Raw genomic sequence first — 21,876 nt, 5'->3', positions numbered from 1 at the left:
ATTCGTCCCAGCAGCCGCACAACCTTCTGTGCTAGTTACGTGTCACACACTTGCGGCCCCTTCTCCATCCCTCTTCAACTCGGCCGCACACCAGGGGCATTCGACTGCATACGGGGTATTTGTGTTGAAAACCGCATATCAGGGCTTCCGCGTTCGCAGGGTCGCAGCCGTCGTGGTCACGACCGGCGCGATGTTCGTCACCGGAGCCCTCACCGCGGCACCGGCGCAGGCCGTGACGACGCCCAGCATCACCGCCAAGGGCGGGTATCTGATGAACAGCGCCACAGGCAAGACGCTCTACTACAAGTCCCCCAACACGAAGCGGCTGACCGCCTCCACCACGAAGATCATGACCGCCAAGGTCGTGCTCGCGCAGTCGAACCTGAACCTGGACGCCAAGGTCACCATCAAGAAGGCGTACAGCGACTACATCGTGTCCCGGGGCGCCTCGTCGGCCCGGCTGATCGTCGGCGACAAGGTCACCGTCCGTCAGCTGCTCTACGGGATGATGCTGCCGTCCGGCTGCGACGCGGCCATGGCCCTCGCCGACAAGTTCGGCACCGGCTCGACGGTCTCGGCCCGCACCAAGAACTTCATCGCCAAGATGAACAACAAGGCCAAGCAGCTCGGCATGACGAACACGCACTTCGACTCGTTCGACGGCATCAGCAATGGCTCGAACTACTCCACGCCGAAGGACCTGACGCTGCTCGCCCGCAGCGCGATGAAGCACTCCGCCTTCAAGTCCGTCGTCAAGACCACGTCGTACACGGCGAAGACGGTCACCAGCAGCGGTTCCATCCGCACCATGGCGGCCTGGAAGAACACCAACACGCTGCTCGGCTGGAACGGCACGCTCGGCGTCAAGACGGGTTCCGGCACCTCGTCCAAGTACTGCCTGGTCTTCGCCGCCACCAAGAACGGCGAGTCCGTGATGGGCGCCGTGCTCACCTCGTCCTCGGCGGCCAGCCGCACGACGGACGTGCAGAAGCTCATCAACTACGGCTACGCCAAAATCAGCTGACACCTACTCGGAGCGTTCATAGTGATAACCGGCATCAAGGGCATACGCCTGCGCCGCACCGCCGCCGTCGTGGCCACCACCGGCGCGCTGGTCGCGGGCGGCGCCCTGGCTGCGCCCGCTCAGGCCGCGACCGCACCCACGGTCAGCGCCAAGGGCGCCTTCATGCTCGACAGCACGACCGGTTCCACGCTGTACAGCAAGTCCGCCGACACCAAGCGGCCCATGGCGAGCACCACCAAGATCATGGCGGCCCGTGTGGTGCTGGCCATCCCGGACGTCAACCTGGACACCAAGGTCACCATCAAGCAGGCCTACCGGGACTACGTCGCCGCCAAGCAGGCGAGCACCGCGGACCTGAAGACCGGCGACAAGGTCACCGTCCGCCAGCTGCTGCACGCGCTGATGCTGCCGTCCGGCTGCGACGCCGCGATGGCCCTCGCCGACAAGTTCGGCACCGGCACCACGGTCGCCGCCCGCACCAAGAACTTCATCGCCAAGATGAACAAGAAGGCCGACGCGCTCGGCCTGACGAACACGCACTTCGACTCGTTCGACGGCAACTCCACGCAGAACACCAACTACACGACGCCGCGCGACCTCGCGAAGCTCACCCGCAGCGCGATGAAGTTCTCGACGTTCGCGGGCATCGTCAAGAAGACCAAGACGGTGCAGTACGCCACGTCGAGCACCGGCGCCACCCGCACCTACACCTGGTACAACACCAACACGCTGCTCGGCTCCTACAGCGGCGCGCTCGGTGTGAAGACCGGCACCAACACCCCGTCCGGCCCGTGCCTGGTCTTCGCCGGCACCCGTAACGGCAAGACGGTGGTGGGCGTGCTCCTCAACGACCCCAACCGGTTCACGGACGCCGCCAAGCTGATGGACTACGCCTTCGGTTCGACGACGGCGTCCACGATGCAGCTGCGGACGCTTCCGTCCGGCGCCCAGCGCGACTGATCCCCCGGGAACAGCCGGAAGGGGCCCACCACGATCACGTGGTGGGCCCCTTTCCGTGTGCTACGCCCAGGTGATCAGCCGCTTGGGCTGCTCCAGGACCGCCGCCACGTCGGCCAGCACCTTCGAGCCCAGCTCGCCGTCGACCAGGCGGTGGTCGAAGGAGAGGGCCAGGGTGGTGACCTGGCGGGGCTTGACCTTGCCCTTGTGGACCCACGGCTGGAGCTTGATCGCGCCGACCGCGAGGATCGCGGACTCACCGGGGTTGAGGATCGGGGTGCCGGTGTCGACGCCGAAGACGCCGACGTTGGTGATGGTCACCGTGCCGCCCTGCATCGCGGCGGGGGACGTCTTGCCGTCCCGCGCCGTGGCCACCAGCTCGCCCAGGGACTCGGCCAGCTGGGGCAGGGTCTTGTCGTGCGCGTCCTTGATGTTCGGCACGATCAGACCGCGCGGGGTGGCCGCGGCGATGCCCAGGTTGACGTAGTGCTTGAGCACGATCTCCTGGTTCGCCTCGTCCCAGGAGGCGTTGATGTCCGGGTTGCGCTTGATGGCGACCAGCAGGGCCTTGGCGATCAGCAGGAGCGGGTTGACCCGCAGCCCCTGCATGTCCTTGTCCTGCTTGAGTTCTTCGACCAGCTTCATCGTGCGGGTCACGTCCACCGTCACGAACTCCGTGACGTGCGGGGCCGTGAACGCCGAGCCCACCATCGCCGCCGCGGTGGCCTTGCGGACCCCCTTGACCGGGATCCGGGTCTCCCGCGCGCTGTCGTACGCCGCCACGGGCGCCGCGGCGGCCGGGGCGGGAGCGGCCACTGCGGGCTCCGGGGCCTTCGGCGGGGCCACGGCCGCGTGGACATCCTCGCGGGTGATGATGCCGTCCGGGCCGGACGGGACCACCGTGCTCAGGTCGACCCCGAGGTCCTTGGCGAGCTTGCGCACCGGCGGCTTGGCCAGCGGGCGCTCCTTCACCACCGCGGGACCGTGGCCGTTCAGCTCGGTCTGCACCGCCTGCACGGCCTGGACCGGGGCCTCCTGCACCGGGACCACCGGGCCCTTGCGCGGGCGGCGCTTGGTCGAGGACTCGGCCACGCCGTAGCCGACGAGGACCGGCTTACGGCCCTCGGGCTTCTTCTCCTGAACGGGCTCCTGCGCGGGCTCCGGGGCGGCTTCGGGGGCCGCCGCACCGCCCGACACGTCCACCGCGATGATCGACGTGCCCACGTCCACCGTGGTGCCCTCGGGGAAGTGCAGGGCGCGGACCACACCGTCGTAGGGGATGGGCAGCTCGACGGCGGCCTTGGCCGTCTCGACCTCGCACACCACCTGGCCGTCGGTCACCGTGTCACCGGGCTGGACGTACCACTTGAGGATCTCCGCCTCGGTGAGGCCCTCACCGACGTCCGGCATCTTGAATTCGCGTACGGACGCTTCCGTCATCGTCGTCACGACCCTCTCCTCAGTACGCCAGGGCACGGTCGACGGCGTCGAGCACCCGGTCCAGGCCCGGCAGGTACTCCTCCTCCAGGCGCGCCGGCGGGTACGGGGCGTGATAGCCCCCGACCCTGAGCACCGGGGCCTCCAGGTGGTAGAAGCAGCGCTCGGTGATGCGGGCGGCGATCTCCGCGCCGGAGCCGAAGAACACCGGCGCCTCGTGGACCACGACCAGGCGGCGGGTCTTCTCCACCGACGCCTGGATGGTGTCGAAGTCCAGCGGGGAAACCGAGCGCAGGTCCAGCACCTCCAGGGAGCGGCCCTCCTCGGCGGCCGCGTCGGCGACTTCCTGGCAGAGCTTCACCATCGGGCCGTAGGCGGCGAGGGTGACGTCGGTGCCGGCGCGGACGACCTGCGCCTTGTGCAGCGGTCCGGGGATCGCCTCGGTGTTGACCTCGGCCTTGTCCCAGTAGCGCCGCTTGGGCTCGAAGAAGATCACCGGGTCGTCGCTCTGGATGGCCTGCTGCATCATCCAGTACGCGTCGGAGGAGTTCGACGGGGAGACGATCTTCAGTCCCGCCACATGCGCGAACAGCGCCTCGGGCGACTCCGAGTGGTGCTCCACCGCGCCGATGCCGCCGCCGTAGGGGATGCGCACGACGACCGGGAGCTTGACCTTGCCCAGGGAGCGGGCGTGCATCTTGGCGAGCTGGGTGACGATCTGGTCGTAGGCCGGGAAGACGAAGCCGTCGAACTGGATCTCCACCACCGGGCGGTAGCCGCGCAGCGCGAGGCCGATCGCGGTGCCGACGATGCCGGACTCGGCGAGCGGGGTGTCGATGACCCGCTCCTCGCCGAAGTCCTTCTGGAGCCCGTCGGTCACCCGGAAGACACCGCCGAGCTTGCCGACGTCCTCGCCCATGACGAGCACCTTGGGGTCGGCCTCCAGGGCCTTGCGCAGCGATTCGTTGATCGCCTTGGCGAGAGCCATCTTCTCGGCCATGTCACTTGCCCCCTTCAGCGTCCGCGAACGACGCCTGGTAGGCGGCGAACTGGGCTCGCTCCTCGTCGACGAGCGCATGCCCGTCCGCGTACACGTTCTCGAAGATGGCGAAGTGGTCCGGGTCCGGCATGGCACGGACCGCCTCGCGCACTCGTCTGCCCAACGCCTCGGACTCGGTCTCCAGTTCCGCGAAGAATCCCTCGTCCGTGTGGTGTGCGGACTCCAGGTACTGGCGAAGGCGCAGGATCGGGTCCTTGGCCTCCCAGGCCTGGCGCTCCTCGTCGCCCCGGTAGCGGGTCGGGTCGTCGGAGGTGGTGTGCGCGCCCATGCGGTAGGTGTACGCCTCGACCAGCGTCGGCCCCTCGCCGCTGCGGGCCCGCTCCAGGGCCCACTTGGTGACCGCGAGGCAGGCCAGGACGTCGTTGCCGTCCACCCGGACGCCCGGGAAGCCGTAGCCCTGCGCGCGCTGGTAGAGCGGGACGCGGGTCTGCTTCTCGGTCGGCTCGGAGATCGCCCACTGGTTGTTCTGGCAGAAGAACACCACCGGCGCGTTGTAGACGGCCGAGAAGGTGAACGACTCCGCGACATCGCCCTGGCTGGAGGCGCCGTCGCCGAAGTAGGCGATCACCGCGCTGTCCGCCCCGTCCTTGGCGATGCCCATCGCGTAGCCGGTGGCGTGCAGGGTCTGCGAGCCGATGACGATCGTGTACAGCTGGAAGTTGTTGCTGTTCGGGTCCCAGCCGCCGTTGTTCACGCCGCGGAACATGCCGAGCAGATTGGTCGGGTCGACCCCGCGGCACCAGGCGACGCCGTGCTCGCGGTAGGTCGGGAAGACGTAGTCGTCCTCGCGGGTGGCCCGGCCCGAACCGATCTGGGCGGCCTCCTGGCCGAGCAGGGAGGCCCACAGGCCCAGCTCGCCCTGGCGCTGCAGGGAGGTGGCCTCGGCGTCGAAACGGCGGGTGAGCACCATGTCGCGGTACAGACCGCGCAGGTCTTCGGGGGTGAGGTCGGCGACGTACTGGTCGTACTCGGCGTTCTTGACGCGCTTGCCCTCGGGGGTCAGCAGCTGAACCAGCTCGGGCTTGGGGCTCGGGGACTTCTTGGTCCCGGCGCTGCGTCGCGGCTTGCGCGCGGCAGTGCTCTCCACGGTCACGTGTGCTCCTCCGTCGGTCCGGTCCCCCGGGGTTGCCGGTGAAACCAGTGCGGCTCACCTGGTCCGACACCCGTGCACGGGGTGGGTGTCACTCGGCCGGAACAGGCGTGACAGGTGCCCCGGCGAGCGCCCTGCAACCATCACGTTACCCAGTGCTCCACATTTCTGTGAAACCCCGTTTGACCTGCGATTTTGCTTGGATTTCCAAGTAAATCGCGAGGGGCTCGAAGAGTACTGGTCACAGCCTTGCAGGAGGCCGGAGCAACGGCACGTTATCCCGCGCACCCAGCTCAGAGGAAGAGTTTGCGCCGCTGACTTGCCGCCGGGCGAAGAAGGAAAAATCCGGGCATTCCTGCCGGGCGCCCGGGACGGCCGCCGACGCGATCGTGCGCGATTCGGCAATTCGGCGGGCGCGACGGTATCGGAAGCCACTTCGGGAGCATCTCGTGACCAAAAGCGACTGACGCTGCCTTTCTGTGACAACGCCCAGCTCACGGGGCCGGTGGGTGCCCTAGCATCTGCCGCGTGCCGCGCCCTTGTGTACCACCCCCCGTGCATCCCGCGCCCCCGCTGGGCGCCCTGCTCCGCCAGTACGCCGCCGGCGGTGCCGTCGCCTGTGTCCCCGTGGACCAGGGGCTGCTCAACCGCGGCTACCGGCTCCGCACGACCCGCGGCCGGTACTTCCTCAAGCACCACTTCGACCCCGAGACCGCCGACCCCGCCGCCATCGCCCGCCAGCACCGGGCCACCCGGCGCCTGGCCGACCTCGGTGTCCCGGTCGCACCGCCGCTGCCGGGGCGGGACGGCCGTACCGTCGCGGTGATCGGCGGCCACGCCTACGCCCTGCACCCCTGGATCGACGGCCGGCACCGGCACGGCGGCCAGCTCGCCCCGGGGCAGTGCGCCCGGCTCGGGGCGCTGCTGGGGGCGGTGCATGCGGGTCTGGAGCGCGTGATGCCGCCTCAGGGGCGGGCGCCCGCAGTGAGCGCGGACCCCGAGGAGACCTTCGTGCTCATCGAGGACCTGCTCGCCCGGGTGCGCCGGCACCGGCCCGCCGACTCCTTCGACGCGCTGGCCCGCCACCGGCTGCTGGAACGGCGCGCGCTGCTGGAACGGCACACCGGCCGGCGCCCGCCGTGCGGCGGCTCGGTGGGGTGGGTGCACGGGGACTTCCACCCGTTCAACCTGCTGTACCGGGGCGACGCCCCCGCCGCGATCGTCGACTGGGACCGGCTCGGGGTGCAGCCGCGCGCGGAGGAGGCGGTACGGGCCGCCGCGATCTTCTTCGTGCGGCCCGCCGGCACGCTGGACCTGCCGAAGGTACGGGCCTACACGCGCGCGTACCGGCGCACCGCGGGCGCCACGCCCTCCGAGCTGGCGGCGGCCGTGCACCGGGTGTGGTGGGAGCGCCTGAACGACTTCTGGATGCTGCGCTGGCACTACGAACGCGGCGACACCCGCGCGGACGCGCAGTTCCCGGCCGCCTCGGCGCTGGCGGTGTGGTGGACCCGGGAGTACGACCGGGTGTGCGACGCGTTCGTGCGGTGACGCCCGCCGGCGCGACCCGTCAGTCCTCGCCGCCGGCGCCGCCGTCGGTGCCGCCGTCGGTGGTGCCGCCGATGATCTCGTCGGTGGGCTCCTCCGTCGGTTCGTCCGTGGGCTCGCCGGTCGGCTCCTCGGTCGTCGGCTCGTCCGTCGGCTCCGTGGTGGTCGGCTCGTCCGTCGGCTCCGGCTCCGTCGGCGACGGGGTGACCGAAGGCTCCTCGGGAGGGGTCCAGCCCGAGCCGCCGCCGCCGGTGCCCGAGCTGTCGTCGGTGGCCGTGTCGGTGGGCTCCTCGGTCGCCTCGTCGGTCGGCTCCTCGCTGGCCGTCTCGTCGTCCTTGGACTGCGTGGCGGTCGGCGACTTGGTGGTGTCCGTGCCGGGGCTCTTGCCGTCCCCGCCGTTGAGCGCGAGGGCTACGCCCGCCGCGATGGCGATCACCGCGAGAACGGCGAGGATCCACAGCTTGCCCCGGCCGCCGCCCCGGTTGCCCTGCCCCTCGAAGCCGCCGTCGTCCCCGCCGTACCGGCCGCCGGGCAGGATGGGCTGCGGGATCGCGGAGGTGCTGGAGGCGTCCGCGCCGGAGTGGCCCATCACCGCGGTCTGCGCGAAGCCCGCCGCGGGGGTGTGCCGGCCGTCGTGCAGGTCGACCGGCCCGGTGTTCCAGGTGCCGGTGTGGCCGCCCTGGTCGTACAGCATCTGCAGGCCGTACTGGACCAGGCCGCGCATCTCCTCGGCGGTCTGGAAGCGGTCGTCCGGCTCCTTGGCGAGGGAGCGCATGACCAGGCCGTCCAGCTCCGGCGGGCAGGCGTCGGAGGCCTCCGACGGGGGCGTCGGGATGTCCTGGACGTGCTGGTAGACCACCGAGAGCGGGGTCTCGCCGGTGAACGGGGGCCGCAGCGCGAGGAGTTCGTAGAGGAGGCAGCCCGTCGCGTACAGGTCGGAACGGTGGTCGACCGCCTTGCCGAGCGCCTGCTCGGGGGAGAGGTACTGGGGGGTGCCCATGACCATGCCGGTCTGGGTCATCGTCGTGGACGCCCCGTGCAGGGCGCGGGCGATGCCGAAGTCCATGACCTTGACGGCGCCGTTGTTGGTGATGATGACGTTCGCCGGCTTGATGTCCCGGTGCACGATGCCGTGCTGGTGCGAGTAGGCGAGCGCCTCCAGCACACCGGAGACGATGATCAGCGCCTGCTCGGGGCCGGGCGCCTCGGCGTTGAGCAGGAGGTCGCGGATGGTGCGGCCCTCGACCAGTTCCATGACGATGTACGGCACGCTCTGGCCGCCCACGAAGTCCTCGCCGGAGTCGTACACGGCGACGATGGCGTGGTGGTTGAGGCCGGCCACCGACTGTGCCTCGCGGGTGAAGCGGGCCTTGGAGACCGGGTCCTCGGCGAGATCGGCGCGCAGCAGCTTGACCGCGACGGTGCGTCCCAGCCGGACGTCCTCCGCCGCGAAGACCTCGGCCATGCCGCCCCGGCCGAGTCTGCGGGTGAGCCGGTACCGGCCGTCGCCGACCAGCCCGCCGTTACCCCACAGCTCCGGCGCATCTGACATACCGCCGCCAGCCGCCTCGGGGTCGGACGGGCCCTGAGCGCGCTGCTGTGCCATCAGTCCTCGCCGTCGTTTCTGCCCGCGGTGCGCGCGGTGTTGTTACGGTCTCCGTCGGCCACGCTACAGCCTCCGCGCAAGCCGCCGGTCCGGGACGGACCAGCGGCCGGTCCGTGACAGACCGGCCATGAAACCCGCTAGCCGGTCCGTCGTGCAAATTCTGTGTACCGGCCGTACGGCCCCTGTAACGCTTGCGCGACGCTTCTTTCGCGTACGGTCACGGATCGGGCACCGAGCTTGACGTGTCAGTGCCCTGGGGCAGACTTGGCCGGGAATAGCACTGTCGATCAACACGGATCGTCGACAAACGCCGGGCCAACGGGCTATGGGGGACGCGGAGACATGAGCCAGGACGGCGCACAGGGGCGGTATGCGGGACGGGCGCTGGCGGCCGGCCGCTATCAGCTGCGCGACTTGCTCGGCGAGGGCGGCATGGCCTCGGTGCACCTGGCCTACGACGCGGTGCTGGACCGTCAGGTCGCGGTCAAGACGCTGCACACCGAACTCGGCCGCGAGCAGGCCTTCCGCGAGCGCTTCCGCCGCGAGGCCCAGGCCGTGGCCAAGCTCACGCACACCAACATCGTCTCCGTCTTCGACACCGGCGAGGACGATGTCGACGGGATGACGACTCCGTACATCGTCATGGAGTACATCGAGGGCCGCCCGCTCGGCTCGGTGCTCGACGAGGACGTACGGCAGCACGGCGCGATGCCCGCCGACAAGGCGCTGAAGATCACCGCGGATGTGCTGGCGGCGCTGGAGATCAGCCATGAGATGGGGCTGGTCCACCGCGACATCAAGCCGGGCAACGTGATGATGACCAAGCGCGGCGTCGTCAAGGTCATGGACTTCGGCATCGCCCGCGCCATGCAGTCCGGTGTCACCTCGATGACCCAGACCGGCATGGTCGTCGGCACCCCGCAGTACCTCTCCCCCGAGCAGGCGCTCGGCCGCGGCGTGGACGCGCGCTCCGACCTCTACTCGGTCGGCATCATGCTCTTCCAGCTGGTCACCGGGCGGCTGCCGTTCGACGCGGACTCGCCGCTGGCGATCGCGTACGCGCATGTGCAGGAGGAGCCGGTGGCTCCGTCCTCCGTCAACCGCTCGCTGCCGCCGGCCGTGGACGCGCTGGTGGCCCGCGCGCTGAAGAAGAACCCCAACGAGCGTTTCCCCAGCGCCGAGGCCATGCGCGACGAGTGCCTGCGGGTGGCGTCCTCCTTCCGGGCCGCCGCGCCGAACATCGTGCCGGGCTCGCCGGCCGCCAGCGGCTCGGGCGTCGGTTCCGCGGTGTTCCCGCCGGTCGACCAGTCGACGTCGGCGCCCACGGGCCCGGTCCACACGCCGTACCAGCCGGCCCCGAACCCCTACGGCACCCCGGCGCCCACCCCGGCCCCGTCGTACGGCTATCCGCAGCAGCCCGGCTACCAGACCCCGGCGCCCGCGGGCTACGGCGCGACTCCGCCGCCGTACAACATCACCCCGCAGCCGGCCGGGTCCGGTTCCGGGGGCGGGGGACGGAACAACAAGCCGGTGATCATCGGCTCGATCGTGGTGTCCGTGCTCGCGGTGGGCGGCCTGGTCGCCGCGCTGACGCTGAGCGGCGGGGGCACGAAGGACGACGAGGGCGGCGCGAGCCCCAGCCCGTCGGCGACGACGGCGGAGGGCTACCGCGGCCCGGACCCGAGCCGGACGATCGACCCGGAGGAGTGCAGCGAGCCCCAGGAGTCGTACAACGACCCCAAGAAGGTGGAGATGCCCAACTTCGCCTTCAAGAACATCGACTCGGTGAAGAAGTGCCTGAAGGCCGCCGGGTGGTCGGCCGACACCCGGGACGTCGACGAGTCCACCTGGGGCGACGGCACGGTGATGAAGCAGTTCCCCGCCGCGGGCACGGACATCGACCCCGAGGACCCGGGCACGTTCCAGTTCGACGTCTCCTCGGGCAACCCGGCGTGACCGGGCTGCCCGCTGCTCGTCGGCGGTAAGGGTGGTCCCGGGCTACAGGTAGGGCCCGCCCGAGCGGCCGCCCGGGTGGTGCTGGTCCTCGCCCTCGTGGCCGACGCCCGGGGGCAGGGCCCGGCGCATCTGCTCCAGCTGGGCGCGGGCCGCCATCTGCTGGGCGAACAGCGTGGTCTGGATGCCGTGGAAGAGGCCCTCCAGCCAGCCGACCAACTGGGCCTGCGCGATGCGCAGTTCCGCGTCGGACGGGGTCGCCTCGTCGGTGAAGGGCAGGGACAGCCGCTCCAGTTCCTCGACCAGCTCCGGGGCCAGGCCGTCCTCCAGCTCCTTCACCGAGCTGGCATGGATCTCCTTGAGCCGGACCCGGCTGGCCTCGTCGAGTGGGGCCACGCGGACCTCCTCCAGCAGCTGTTTGATCATGCTGCCGATCCGCATGACCTTCGCCGGCTGTTCGACCATCTCCGTCACGGGAACCTCACGGGAGTCCTCGTCGCCTCCGCCGCCGATGGACATCCCGTCCTGGCCCACGACCAGGATCTGCGGATTCTCCGGCGACCGTTCGTTCCTCGGCATCTCCATGCCGCCATTCTCTCGCACGCCTGCATCCCATCAGCGTGGTGCCCCCCACGGCAGGTGATCCACCGTTTACGTACCGGGACTTTCCGTCACCCGGTGGCGGAGTCCGGCATGCCCGACATGACAGTCGGTGTGAGGCTTGGTCCGTGACTCGATGGCTGCGGACAGTACGGGCGACGGCGCTGGCCGTCGTCCTGGTGGCGGGTTGGGGGTGCCCGGTGGCGTACGGCGAGGAGGCCACGCCGTCGGCGTCCGGCTCGGCGTCCCCCTCGCCCTCCTGGGCCGGAAGCGCGGCCGGGCAGGGGCGGGAGCGGCCCGGCCGCCAGTGGGTGAGCGTGCCCGAGGAGGAGACGCCCCCGGCCGAGCCCTCCCCGGCGGCTCCGGCGGAGGCGGTCGGCTCCCCCGTGTCGGCCGGGCAGGACGTCGTACGGGCCGAGCCCGTCATTCCGGTACTGCCGCTGGGCAGTGGCCTGGTGCTGATCGGGCTCGGCCTCGGGCTGGCCTTCCTGGGGCTGCGGCTCAGACGGACGGACTGAGCCGCCCGCCCCTGACCTACCTGGCCCCACACGAGCAGCCCGCCCGCACCTGATCCACCTAACCCGTCACGAGCAGCACCTTTCCGACGTGCCCGCTCTCCTCCACGATCCGGTGCGCGTCCGCCGCGTCCCGCATCGGGACCTCCCGGTCGACCACCGGACGCACATGACCGCCGTCCAGCAGCGGCCACACATGCTCGCGTACGGCCGCCACGATCGCCGTCTTCTCGGTCAGCGGGCGGGCCCGCAGCGAGGTCGCACTGATCGCGGCCCGCTTGCTCAGCAGGGTGGCGATGTTCAGCTCGCCCTTGATGCCGCCCTGCATGCCGATGATCGCGAGGCGGCCGTTGACCGCGAGGGCCCGGACATTGCGGTCCAGGTACTTGGCGCCCATGTTGTCCAGGATGACGTCGGCGCCCGCCCCGTCGGTGGCCTTCCTGACCTCCTCCACGAAGTCCTGCTCCCGGTAGTTGACCAGGATGTCCGCGCCCAGCTCGGCGCACCGCTCCAGCTTCTGCGGGGTGCCGGCGGTGACCGCGACCTTCGCGCCGACGGCCTTGGCGAGCTGGATCGCCATCGTGCCGATGCCGCTGGAGCCGCCGTGCACCAGCAGCGTCTCGCCCGGCCGCAGGTGGGCGATCATGAAGACGTTCGACCAGACCGTGCAGACCACCTCGGGCAGCGCCGCCGCCCGCACCAGGCCGACGCCCCGGGGCACGGGCAGCAGCTGCCCGGCCGGGACGACGACCTTCTCGGCGTACCCGCCGCCCCCGAGCAGCCCGCAGACCTCGTCGCCCACGGACCAGCCGGCGACACCGGGGCCGATCTCGGCGACCCGGCCCGAGCACTCCAGGCCCGGGTAGGGGGACGTGCCGGGCGGCGGGTCGTAGAAGCCCTGCCGCTGGAGGATGTCGGCCCGGTTCACGGCGCTCGCCGCCACCTCGACCAGGACCTCGCCCTCTCCGGGCACCGGATCCGGTACCTCGGCCCAGACCAGCGCCTCGGGCCCACCGGGTTCGTCAATCGTGATCGCATGCATGAGGGCGACGCTACTCCTCGGTCCCTGGTCCCATCCCGGCTCGGTCCTTGGACCGGTTCCCCCGAAAAACCCTGTGCGCAACCGATGAGTTTGCGCGACGGTAAAGGTCTTTCCCTGCGTAAACCCGTGTACGCGGAAGGACATCCCACCATGAGCCAGCACACGTCAGCCCTGGCCATCGAGACGGCGGGTCTGGTGAAGACGTTCGGCGAGACCAGGGCCGTCGACGGCGTCGACCTGTCGGTCCCGGCCGGTACCGTCTACGGCGTTCTCGGCCCGAACGGCGCCGGAAAGACCACCACCGTGAAGATGCTCGCCACCCTGCTGCGCCCCGACGGCGGCGAGGCCCGCGTCTTCGGCCACGACGTCGTGCGCGAGGCCGACGAGGTACGCGGCCGGGTCAGCCTGACCGGCCAGTACGCCTCCGTCGACGAGGACCTCACCGGCACCGAGAACCTGGTGCTGCTGGCCCGGCTCCTCGGCCACGCCAAGCAGGCCGCCCGGCACCGCAGCGAACAGCTCCTGGAGGCCTTCGGACTGACGGAGGCGGCCGGCAAGCAGGTCAAGCACTACTCGGGCGGCATGCGGCGCCGTATCGACATCGCCGCGTCCATTCTCAACACGCCCGATCTGCTCTTCCTCGACGAGCCGACGACCGGGCTCGACCCGCGCAGCCGCAACCAGGTGTGGGACATCGTGCGGGCGGTGGTCTCCCAGGGCACCACCGTGCTGCTGACCACGCAGTACCTGGACGAGGCCGACCAGCTGGCCTCCCGGATCGCGGTCATCGACCACGGCAAGGTGATCGCCGAGGGCACCAAGGGCGAGCTGAAGGCGTCCGTCGGCGCCGGATCGGTCCATCTGCGGCTGCGCGATCCCGAGCAGCGGCCGGAGGCGGAGCGGGTGCTGCGGCTCGCGCTGGACACGGACATCCAGCTGGAGCCCGATCCGGTGGCGCTGACGGCCCGGCTCGGCGCCGCGACCGGCGACAGCGCGGCGGAGCAGGCCTCGCGGGCGCTCGCCGAGCTGTCCCGCAGCGGCATCACGGTCGACAACTTCTCGCTGGGCCAGCCCAGCCTGGACGAGGTCTTCCTCGCCCTCACCGGACACGACACCAGCCACGACACCAAGGACGAGGTGGCGGCATGAGCACCGCGACAACCCCAGAGGCCAAGGAACTCGCCCCGGTCAGCGCCGACTCGCTCGCCGCGCTGCTGGTGACCGGTGAGCGGCCGCCTCGGCCGAGCGCGCTGTCGGCCTCGCTGACCTTCGGTTGGCGGGCGATGCTGAAGATCAAGCATGTGCCGGAGCAGCTCTTCGACGTCACCGCGTTCCCGATCATGATGGTGCTGATGTACACCTACCTGTTCGGGGGCGCCCTGGCCGGGTCCCCGAAGGAGTACATCCAGTTCCTGCTGCCGGGCATCCTGGTGATGTCGGTCGTGATGATCACTATGTACACGGGCGTCTCGGTCAACACCGACATCGAGAAGGGCGTCTTCGACCGGTTCCGGTCGCTGCCGATCTGGCGGCCGTCGACGATGGTCGGCTATCTGCTGGGGGACGCCCTGCGCTACACCATCGCCTCCGTGGTGATGCTCGTCGTCGGCATGATCATCGGTTACCGCCCGGACGGCGGGGTCACCGGCGTGGTCGCCGGGATCGCGCTGCTGGTGGTGTTCTCGTTCGCGTTCTCGTGGATCTGGACGATGTTCGGGCTGCTGCTGCGCACCGAGAAGTCGGTGATGGGCGTCAGCATGATGGTGATCTTCCCGCTGACCTTCCTGTCCAACGTCTTCGTCGACCCGAAGACCATGCCGGGCTGGCTGCAGGCGTTCGTCAACAACAGCCCCATCACCCACCTGTCCTCCGCGGTGCGGGAGCTGATGGCGGGTGACTGGCCGGCCGACGAGATCGCCTGGTCGCTGGGGTGGGCCGGGCTGTTCGTGCTGGTCTTCGGGCCGATCACGATGCGGCTGTACAACCGCAAGTAGCCGGAAAGCAGTCAGTCCTGGGGAATCGGGCGGACGTCGGGCGCGATCTGGACGCCCGGCGTGGCCCGGACGATGGTGATGACCCGGTCCGTGGCCTCCAGGGTGCCGACGGCCGGGTCGTCGTATCCGAGCACCCGGTGCCCGCGGACGACGCTCACCACCAGGTCGGACGTCTCCCGGGGCCCCTTGCCCACCTCGGCCTTTATGACCGGCCTTTCGATGATGTCGAGCCCGCTGCCCTGCTGGATCAGGTCCTCCATCACCATGCCGGCCGCCGGGCTGAGCACCGACAGGCCGAGCAGCCGTCCGGCCGCGCTGGCGCTGGTGATGACCGCGTCGGCGCCGGACTGCTTGAGCAGCGGGGCGTTCTCCTCCTCGCGGACCGCGGCCACGATCTTCGCCCCGCGGTTGAGCTGGCGGGCCGTCAGCGTCACCAGCACGGCGGTGTCGTCGCGCTGGGTGGCGATGATGATCTTCCGGGCCTTGTGCACCTCGGCCCGCATCAGCACATCGCTGCGGGTCGCGTCGCCCACGATCCCCGCGTAGCCCTCGGCGGTCGCGGCGTCGATCACCTTGGTGGAGGGGTCGACCACCACCACTTGCTCCTTCTTCAGTCCCGTCGCGCAGACGGTCTGGATCGCCGAGCGTCCCTTCGTACCGAAGCCGACGACGACGGTGTGGTCGCGCAAGGCGGACCTCCAGCGGTTCAGACGCCATTCCTCCCGGGTGCGCTCGGTGAGGACCTCCAGCGTGGTGCCGACCAGGATGATCAGGAACAGCACCCGCATGGGCGTGATGACAAGGATGTTGGTGAGCCGGGCTGTGTCACTGACCGGCGTGATATCGCCGTAGCCCGTGGTGGAGAGGCTGACGGTCGCGTAGTAGAAGGCGTCGAGCAGGTCGATGGAGCCATCGGAGCTGTCACCGTAGCCGTCACGGTCGGCGTAGACGATGAGCGCGGTCGCCACCAGTAGCGTCAGCGCCATGATCACCCGCTTGGCGACCTGGCGGAACGGGTGCTCGACCACCTTCTTCGGCAGCTTGACCCGGTGGGTCACCAGGTGTTCGTCCGGCTGGCGGGCGATGACGTCATAGCCCGGAAGTTTCACGTGAAACACACCCCGATCCCGGAGGACGCCCATGGCAGGTCCAGCAGTTCCGCCTCCGCACCGGCCGCGGTCCCGCCGGGCGGTACGACGGCCAGGGCGTCGGCGGCCGCGATGCCGCGCAGCATCGCCGGGCCGTTGTAGTGCAGCGGCACGGCGTGGTCACCGCGCAGCACGACGGGCACCAGCCGGGTGTCGTAGGGATGCCCGTGCGCCGCGTCCTGCAAGGGCAGGGTGTACGGCTCGGGGGCGGGCCGGGCCGTGAGGGCGCGCAGCAGGGGCTCGGCGAGCGTCAGCAGGCCGGAGACGGCCGCGAGGGGGTTGCCCGGCAGGCCGACCAGGTGCTGGTCCTCCTTGAGGCGGGCCAGCAGCATGGGGTGGCCCGGACGTACCTTGACGCCGTCGACCAGGAGCTCGGCGCCCAGGCGGCGCAGGGTGGGGTGGACATGGTCCAGGGGGCCGGAGGCGGTGCCGCCGGTGGTGACGATCAGCTCGGCCTCGGAGTAGGCGAGGGCCTTGTGCAGCGCCTCGGCGTCGTCGCCGAGCCGGCGCACGGTGGCGACCTCGGCGCCGAGCGCGCGCAGCCAGGGCGGCAGCATCGGGCCGAGCGCGTCCCGGATCAGCCCGTCGTGCGGGAGCCCTTCGGTGAGCAACTCGTCGCCCAGGACGAGCACTTCGACGCTCGGGCGGGGCAGGGCGGTCACGCTGTCGTAGCCCGCCGCGGCGGCGAGGCCCAGGACGGCCGGGGTCACCAGGGTGCCGACGGCGAGGAGTTGGTCGCCGGAGCGGCACTCCTGTCCGCGGGGGCGGATGTCCTGGCCGTGCTGGAGGTCGCGGGTGGCGTGCAGGTGGCCCTTGTCGTCGCTGCGGCCGTGTTCGCTGCGCAGGACGGCGGTGGTGTCCAGGGGGATGCGGGCGCCGGTGGCGATACGGGCCGCCTCGCCGTCGGTGAGCGGGGCGGGCGCCGCGTGTCCGGCGAGGACGCCGCACTCCCGTACGGTCCAGGGTCCCGGTCCGGCGACCGCCCAGCCGTCCATCGCGGAGGTGTCGAAGGAGGGCAGGTCGGTGAGGGCGGTGAGGGGGGCGGCCAGGGTGAGGCCGAGGGCCCGGTCGAGGGGGACGGAGAGGGGGGTGCGGCGGGCGCCGGGGCGGCGTCCCGCGCGGGCCGCGAGGGCGCGGGCCTCGGGCCAGGGGGTGGCCCGGTGGTCCTCGGCCGGGTGCTGCGGGGCGCTTTCGGGCCGGGGCCGCGGGGTGGGGGTGTGCTCGCCGGTGGGGCGGTTCTCCTTCACGAGCGCCAGTACCTCCTCGACGTCGAGGTCCTCGGCGTCCTCGTCCCGGACGCTGCGGGCGGTCATCCGGCGTCCGGGGTGGAGTTCGGTTCCGCGTCCGCGGTGGCGGCCGGGGTCTGCTCCGACGCCCAGCGCGCGGCGAGGTCCGCGGCCTTGCGGGCGGCCTCGGCGACCGCCTGGGGGCCGCCCTGGGCCTGGGCCGCGGCGTAGCCGACGAGGAAGGTGGTCAGCGGCGCCGCGGGGCGCGCCACGCCGTGGGCGGCGTCGCGGGCGAGGTCCAGCAGGAGCTTGGTGTCGACGTCGAGGTCGATGCCCAGCTCGTCCTTGACTGCGGAAATCCATTCATCCAACACGTGCCCATGCTCCCTGATCCGTGCCCTGGCGGTGGCGATGTCGTCCCAGGTGTCGCAGTCGAAGGACGCGACGGGGTCGGGGACGCGGCTGAGGCGGAGGCCGGCGATGAGCCTCCGCAGGGGAAGACCGGTGAGGCCGCCGTGCTCCTCGGAGAGCGCGGCGAGCCCCTCGCGCAGCGCCCGTGTCCGGTACGCGGCGACGAGGGGCTGGTCGCGGCCGTCGGCGTCGGTGAGCAGCACACCGTCGTCGGTCCCGTCCCGCAGGGCGGCCGTCAGCCGCCGTACGGTGCCCTCTTCGAGGAAGGGCAGGTCGGCGGAGAGCACGACGACGAGGTCTGCGGTGGTGGGGCGCAGGCCCGCGGCGAGGGCGGCGAGCGGGCCGCCGCCGGGCGGGTCCTCGCGGGCCCAGGTCACCGGGCGTGCGGTGGGCCTGGGGTCGGCGACGACGACGGTGCCGCGCGCGCGGGCGCAGGCGGTGAGCACCCGGTCGAGCAGCGGGCGCCCGCCGACGCTCAGGCCGGGCTTGTCGGCGCCGCCGAGCCGCCGGGCCGCACCCCCGGCGAGCACGACGGCGTCGTACGCCTCAAAACCCGGCTCTGCCGGGGGCTCGTACGCGGTCACCCCCTGAGTATGCGTGCCGCGGCGATCACAGGGAATGCGGGGGCGGCCGCGTGATCAAAGGGTGCGCAGCAGAACCGCCGGCTGTTCCACGCAGTCCGCCACATAGCGCAGGAAGCCGCCCGCGGTGCCGCCGTCGCAGACCCGGTGGTCGAAGGTGAGCGAGAGCTGCACGACCTGGCGGACCGCCAGCTCGCCCTCGTGCACCCACGGCTTGGGGATGATGCGGCCGACGCCGAGCATCGCGGCCTCGGGGTGGTTGATGATCGGGGTGGAGCCGTCGACGCCGAACACGCCGTAGTTGTTCAACGTGAAGGTGCCGCCGGTGAGTTCCCCGGGCGTCAGGGCGCCGGTGCGGGCCGACTCGGTGAGCCGGGCGAACTCGGCGGTCAGCGACTCGGCGTCCCGCGCGTGGGCGTCCCGGACGACCGGGACGACCAGGCCCCGCTCGGTCTGCGCGGCGAAGCCGAGGTGGACGTGGTCGAACCGGACGACCTCCCTGGCCTCCGTGTCCACGCTGGAGTTGAGCTCGGGGAACCGGGCGAGGGCGGCGGTGCAGATCCGGGCGAGCAGGGCCAGCAGGGAGATCTTCCCTCCCCCTGCCGCGTTCATCGCGGCGCGGGCGCGCATCAGCTCGGTCGCGTCGGCGTCCACCCAGCAGGTGGCGTCGGGGATCTCGCGCCGGCTGCGGGAGAGCTTGTCGGCCACGGCACCGCGGATGCCCTTGAGGGGGGTGCGGGTCACTCCGTCGGCGACGGCGGCGATGGGGGTGACGGGAGTGTCGGCGGGCGCCGGGGCCGGTGCCGGGGCTGTGCGGCCCTGGGCGGGTGCGGCGGCGGCACGCAGGGCGTACTCCACGTCGGCGCGCAGGATCAGTCCGTCGGGGCCGGAGCCGGTGAGCTCCCGCAGGTCGAGGCCGTTCTCCCGGGCTAGGCGGCGGACCAGGGGGGAGATCACGGGGACGGGGCCGTCGGGGACCTCGGGGGCCGGTGCGGGGGCAGGGGTTGCGGGCCGCGCGGGCGCCGGAGCTGGGGCTGCGCTGCGCGCGGGACCCTGGCCGTTCGCCGCCGCGGCCGGCGCCGGGCCGGTGGACGCCGGCTGGGCCGGGCGCACCCGCCTGCGTCGCGCGGGGGCCTCGGAGGTGCCGTAGCCCACCAGGACGTTCCCGGAGCCCTCGGCCGGATCGCCGTCGGCGTCCGCCCCGACGGCGACCGTGATCAGCGGTGCTCCCACGGGAAGCTCCGTGCCCTCCTCGCCGAAGCGGGCGGTGACCACACCGGCGTAGGGGCAGGGGACGTCGACCATCGCCTTGGCCGTCTCGACCTCGACGACCGGCTGGTCGACGGCGACGACATCGCCGACCTGGACCAGCCAGCGCACGATCTCCGCCTCGGTGAGCCCCTCACCGAGGTCGGGAAGCTTGAACTCCAACACCTGTGCCATCAGCTCTCGGCCTCCCATTGCAGACGCCCCACGGCGTCCAGGATCCGGTCCACGCCGGGCAGGTGGTGACGCTCCAGCATCGGCGGCGGGTAGGGGATGTCGAACCCGGCCACCCGGAGCACCGGCGCCTCCAGATGGTGGAAGCAGCGCTCCGTGACGCGGGCCGCGATCTCCCCTCCCGGGCCGCCGAACCCGCCCGACTCGTGCACGACGACCGCTCGTCCGGTCCGCCGCACCGAGGCGCAGACCGTCTCGTCGTCGAACGGCACCAGCGAGCGCAGGTCGACGACTTCGAGGTCCCACCCCTCCTCCCGGGCCGCCTCGGCGGCTTCGAGGCAGACGGGCACGGACGGACCGTACGTGATGAGCGTGGCGCTCCGGCCCGAGCGCCGCACCACCGCGCGGCCGATCGGTTCAACGCTCTGCGGCTCCTCGGGGTTCCAGGAGTCCTTCGACCAGTAAAGGCGCTTGGGCTCCAGGAAGACGACCGGGTCGTCGGAGGCGATGGAGGCGCGCAGCAGGCCGTAGGCGTCGGCGACGGTGGCGGGGGTGACGACATGGAGCCCCGGGGTCGCCATGTAGTACGCCTCGGAGGAGTCGCTGTGGTGCTCGACGCCGCCGATGCCGCCGCCGTAGGGCACGCGGATGGTCAGGGGCAGCGGCATGGCGCCCCGGGTGCGGTTGCGCATCTTCGCGACATGGCTGATCAGTTGCTCGAACGCGGGGTAGGCGAACGCGTCGAACTGCATCTCCACGACCGGGCGCAGGCCGTACATGGCCATGCCGACCGCGGTGCCGAGGATGCCGGCCTCGGCGAGCGGGGTGTCGGTGCAGCGGTCCTCGCCGAACTCCTTGGCGAGTCCGTCGGTGACCCGGAAGACACCGCCGAGGGTGCCGACGTCCTCGCCCATGACGTGCACGGACGGGTCGTCCGCCATGGCGTCGCGCATCGCGCGCGTGAGGGCCTGTGCCATGGTGGCGGGCTTCACCGCGACGGTGGTCATCGCTGGTCCCCCTCGGCGTCCAGCTCGGCCTGCAACTGGGCCTGCTGTGCGCGCAGTTGCGGTGTGGGTTCGGCGTACACGTGGGCGAACAGGTCCCGAGGGTCGAGCTGCGGGTCCTGGTTCATGCGGTCGCGCAGGTCGGCGGCCATCGCCTCGGCGGCGTCCCGCGCGGCCTGCTTGCCGGCCTCGTCGAGCAGGCCGCGCTCGGTCAGCTCGTGCTCCAGCAGGGCGATCGGGTCGTGGCCGCGCCAGGTCTCGACCTCGGAGTCCCCGCGGTAGCGGGTGGCGTCGTCGGCGTTGGTGTGGGCGTCGATCCGGTAGGTGACCGCCTCGATCAGGGTGGGGCCGCCGCCGGCCCGCGCGTGGCGCACGGCGTCGGACAGCACCTCGTGCACGGCGGCGGCGTCGTTGCCGTCCACCAGCCGGCCGGGGATGCCGTAGCCGACGGCCTTGTGGGCCAGCGACGGGGCCGCGGTCTGCTTGGCGAGCGGGACGGAGATCGCGAAGCCGTTGTTCTGCACCAGGAAGACGACCGGCGCCTGCCACACGGCGGCGAAGTTCAGCGCCTCGTGGAAGTCGCCCTCGCTGGTGCCGCCGTCGCCGACCAGGGCGAGCGCGACCACGTCGTCGCCCTTGAGGCGGGCGGCGTGCGCGAGGCCGACGGCGTGCGGGAGCTGGGTGGCGAGCGGCGTGCTCAGGGGGGCGACGCGGTGCTCGCGGGGGTCGTAGCCGGTGTGCCAGTCGCCGCGCAGCAGCGTGAGCGCCTGGACGGGGTCCACCCCGCGGGCGACGGCGGCGAGGGTGTCGCGGTAGCTCGGGAAGAGCCAGTCGCGCTCCTCGAGGGCGAGCGCGGCGGCGACCTCGCAGGCCTCCTGGCCGGTGCTGGACGGGTAGACGGCGAGCCGGCCCTGCTTGGTCAGGGCGGTGGCCTGGGTGTTGTACCGACGGCCGCGCACCAGTTCGGCGTACAGGCGGCGCAGCAGGCCGGGGTCGGCCCGGTCCGCCGCCTCCGTGCCGAGGACGCGGTAGGGCTCCGCGTCGGGCAGCAGGGGCGCGGGGTCGGTGCGGGGCTGCCAGGCGGGCGGCGGCGATGGCCGGTACGCGCCCCGCTGCTCCATGACCGTCATGACGGCACCTCCTCGTGGGAGCGGCTACGGGAGGCGTGTCGGCTGTGACCCGCCTCACCTACCGATTGTTCGGTCGTCGGCACATTTTGGCTACAGGCGCCTCCAGGCTG

General features: G+C 71.6%; 19 protein-coding genes. 7 read left to right on the top strand and 12 right to left on the bottom strand.

What is annotated here, in order from left to right; translation table 11 throughout:
* Positions 1–124 precede the first annotated feature (124 nt).
* Together ACWD11_RS08305 and ACWD11_RS08300 are read left to right on the top strand one after the other, a co-directional pair.
* Entirely contained in the window at positions 125–1,024 is a 900-nt protein-coding gene (locus ACWD11_RS08305) for a D-alanyl-D-alanine carboxypeptidase family protein (protein WP_451282007.1), read from the top strand.
* Positions 1,025–1,045: 21 nt separating this feature from the next.
* Positions 1,046–1,984 carry a D-alanyl-D-alanine carboxypeptidase family protein gene (locus ACWD11_RS08300; protein WP_389416694.1) on the top strand — a complete coding sequence of 313 codons (939 nt, stop codon included), beginning with the start codon at positions 1,046–1,048 and terminating at the stop codon, positions 1,982–1,984.
* A 60-nt stretch (positions 1,985–2,044) separates the two neighbouring features.
* Here ACWD11_RS08300 and ACWD11_RS08295 read toward each other — a convergent pair whose 3' ends face one another.
* From ACWD11_RS08295 to pdhA (ACWD11_RS08285), 3 genes are read right to left on the bottom strand one after another with little or no spacing between them, the layout of a single operon-like run.
* On the bottom strand, positions 2,045–3,430 hold the full coding sequence (locus ACWD11_RS08295) for a dihydrolipoamide acetyltransferase family protein (protein WP_451282004.1): 1,386 nt from the start codon (positions 3,428–3,430) through the stop codon (positions 2,045–2,047).
* Between the two features lie 10 nt (positions 3,431–3,440).
* On the bottom strand, positions 3,441–4,418 hold the full coding sequence (locus ACWD11_RS08290) for an alpha-ketoacid dehydrogenase subunit beta (protein WP_389416692.1): 978 nt from the start codon (positions 4,416–4,418) through the stop codon (positions 3,441–3,443).
* 1 nt (position 4,419) lies between these two features.
* Complete coding sequence (gene pdhA, locus ACWD11_RS08285) at positions 4,420–5,571, bottom strand: pyruvate dehydrogenase (acetyl-transferring) E1 component subunit alpha (RefSeq protein WP_389416691.1); 1,152 nt, start codon at positions 5,569–5,571, stop codon at positions 4,420–4,422.
* A gap of 552 nt (positions 5,572–6,123) precedes the next feature.
* Here pdhA (ACWD11_RS08285) and ACWD11_RS08280 point away from each other — a divergent pair.
* Complete coding sequence (locus tag ACWD11_RS08280) at positions 6,124–7,119, top strand: phosphotransferase (protein ID WP_389416690.1); 996 nt, start codon at positions 6,124–6,126, stop codon at positions 7,117–7,119.
* Between the two features lie 19 nt (positions 7,120–7,138).
* On the opposite strand, the gene ACWD11_RS08275 is transcribed toward ACWD11_RS08280, so the two are convergent.
* Positions 7,139–8,725: a protein kinase domain-containing protein gene (locus ACWD11_RS08275; RefSeq protein ID WP_389417004.1), complete on the bottom strand. Its 1,587-nt coding sequence runs from the start codon at positions 8,723–8,725 to the stop codon at positions 7,139–7,141.
* A gap of 339 nt (positions 8,726–9,064) precedes the next feature.
* Between ACWD11_RS08275 and ACWD11_RS08270 the strand changes: the two genes are divergently transcribed.
* Entirely contained in the window at positions 9,065–10,678 is a 1,614-nt protein-coding gene (locus ACWD11_RS08270) for a protein kinase domain-containing protein (protein WP_451282002.1), read from the top strand.
* 42 nt (positions 10,679–10,720) lie between these two features.
* Here ACWD11_RS08270 and ACWD11_RS08265 read toward each other — a convergent pair whose 3' ends face one another.
* The gene (locus tag ACWD11_RS08265) at positions 10,721–11,260 is read right to left on the bottom strand and encodes a bacterial proteasome activator family protein (RefSeq protein ID WP_389416688.1); all 540 of its coding nucleotides are present in this window, start codon (positions 11,258–11,260) and stop codon (positions 10,721–10,723) included.
* A gap of 143 nt (positions 11,261–11,403) precedes the next feature.
* Between ACWD11_RS08265 and ACWD11_RS08260 the strand changes: the two genes are divergently transcribed.
* Positions 11,404–11,793 carry a hypothetical protein gene (locus ACWD11_RS08260; protein WP_451282000.1) on the top strand — a complete coding sequence of 130 codons (390 nt, stop codon included), beginning with the start codon at positions 11,404–11,406 and terminating at the stop codon, positions 11,791–11,793.
* Positions 11,794–11,851: 58 nt separating this feature from the next.
* Here ACWD11_RS08260 and ACWD11_RS08255 read toward each other — a convergent pair whose 3' ends face one another.
* Positions 11,852–12,832: an NAD(P)H-quinone oxidoreductase gene (locus ACWD11_RS08255; protein ID WP_389416686.1), complete on the bottom strand. Its 981-nt coding sequence runs from the start codon at positions 12,830–12,832 to the stop codon at positions 11,852–11,854.
* Between the two features lie 150 nt (positions 12,833–12,982).
* Between ACWD11_RS08255 and ACWD11_RS08250 the strand changes: the two genes are divergently transcribed.
* Both ACWD11_RS08250 and ACWD11_RS08245 read left to right on the top strand, forming a co-directional pair.
* A complete protein-coding gene (locus ACWD11_RS08250) occupies positions 12,983–13,981 on the top strand; it encodes an ATP-binding cassette domain-containing protein (protein ID WP_389416685.1) in 999 nt (332 codons plus the stop codon).
* Positions 13,978–14,826, top strand: a complete 849-nt coding sequence (locus ACWD11_RS08245) for an ABC transporter permease (RefSeq protein ID WP_389416684.1) — start codon at positions 13,978–13,980, stop codon at positions 14,824–14,826. Before ACWD11_RS08250 ends, ACWD11_RS08245 begins: the two co-directional genes overlap by 4 nt.
* Before the next feature lie 11 nt (positions 14,827–14,837).
* Here ACWD11_RS08245 and ACWD11_RS08240 read toward each other — a convergent pair whose 3' ends face one another.
* The 6 genes from ACWD11_RS08240 to pdhA (ACWD11_RS08215) are packed head-to-tail and all read right to left on the bottom strand — an operon-like array spanning position 14,838 to position 21,766.
* Positions 14,838–15,935, bottom strand: coding sequence for a potassium channel family protein (locus tag ACWD11_RS08240; RefSeq protein ID WP_451281997.1), 1,098 nt, complete (start codon positions 15,933–15,935; stop codon positions 14,838–14,840).
* On the bottom strand, positions 15,932–17,287 hold the full coding sequence (locus tag ACWD11_RS08235; protein ID WP_451281995.1) for a molybdopterin molybdotransferase MoeA: 1,356 nt from the start codon (positions 17,285–17,287) through the stop codon (positions 15,932–15,934). Before ACWD11_RS08235 ends, ACWD11_RS08240 begins: the two co-directional genes overlap by 4 nt.
* Entirely contained in the window at positions 17,284–18,195 is a 912-nt protein-coding gene (locus tag ACWD11_RS08230; RefSeq protein ID WP_389416681.1) for an NTP transferase domain-containing protein, read from the bottom strand. The genes ACWD11_RS08235 and ACWD11_RS08230 overlap by 4 nt, the downstream gene beginning before the upstream one ends.
* Positions 18,196–18,249: 54 nt before the next feature.
* Positions 18,250–19,635 (bottom strand): dihydrolipoamide acetyltransferase family protein, encoded by a 1,386-nt coding sequence (locus ACWD11_RS08225; RefSeq protein ID WP_451281993.1) that lies wholly within the window; start codon positions 19,633–19,635, stop codon positions 18,250–18,252.
* Positions 19,635–20,639, bottom strand: coding sequence for an alpha-ketoacid dehydrogenase subunit beta (locus ACWD11_RS08220; RefSeq protein ID WP_351984077.1), 1,005 nt, complete (start codon positions 20,637–20,639; stop codon positions 19,635–19,637). The genes ACWD11_RS08225 and ACWD11_RS08220 overlap by 1 nt, the downstream gene beginning before the upstream one ends.
* Positions 20,636–21,766, bottom strand: coding sequence for a pyruvate dehydrogenase (acetyl-transferring) E1 component subunit alpha (gene pdhA / locus ACWD11_RS08215; RefSeq protein WP_389416679.1), 1,131 nt, complete (start codon positions 21,764–21,766; stop codon positions 20,636–20,638). Before pdhA (ACWD11_RS08215) ends, ACWD11_RS08220 begins: the two co-directional genes overlap by 4 nt.
* Between the last annotated feature and the right edge of the window lie 110 nt (positions 21,767–21,876).

The sequence above is a fragment of the Streptomyces sp. NPDC002776 genome (genome assembly GCF_053592195.1).
Note: the sequence above shows the minus strand (reverse complement) of the source record. Positions and strands in the feature narration are given on the sequence as shown.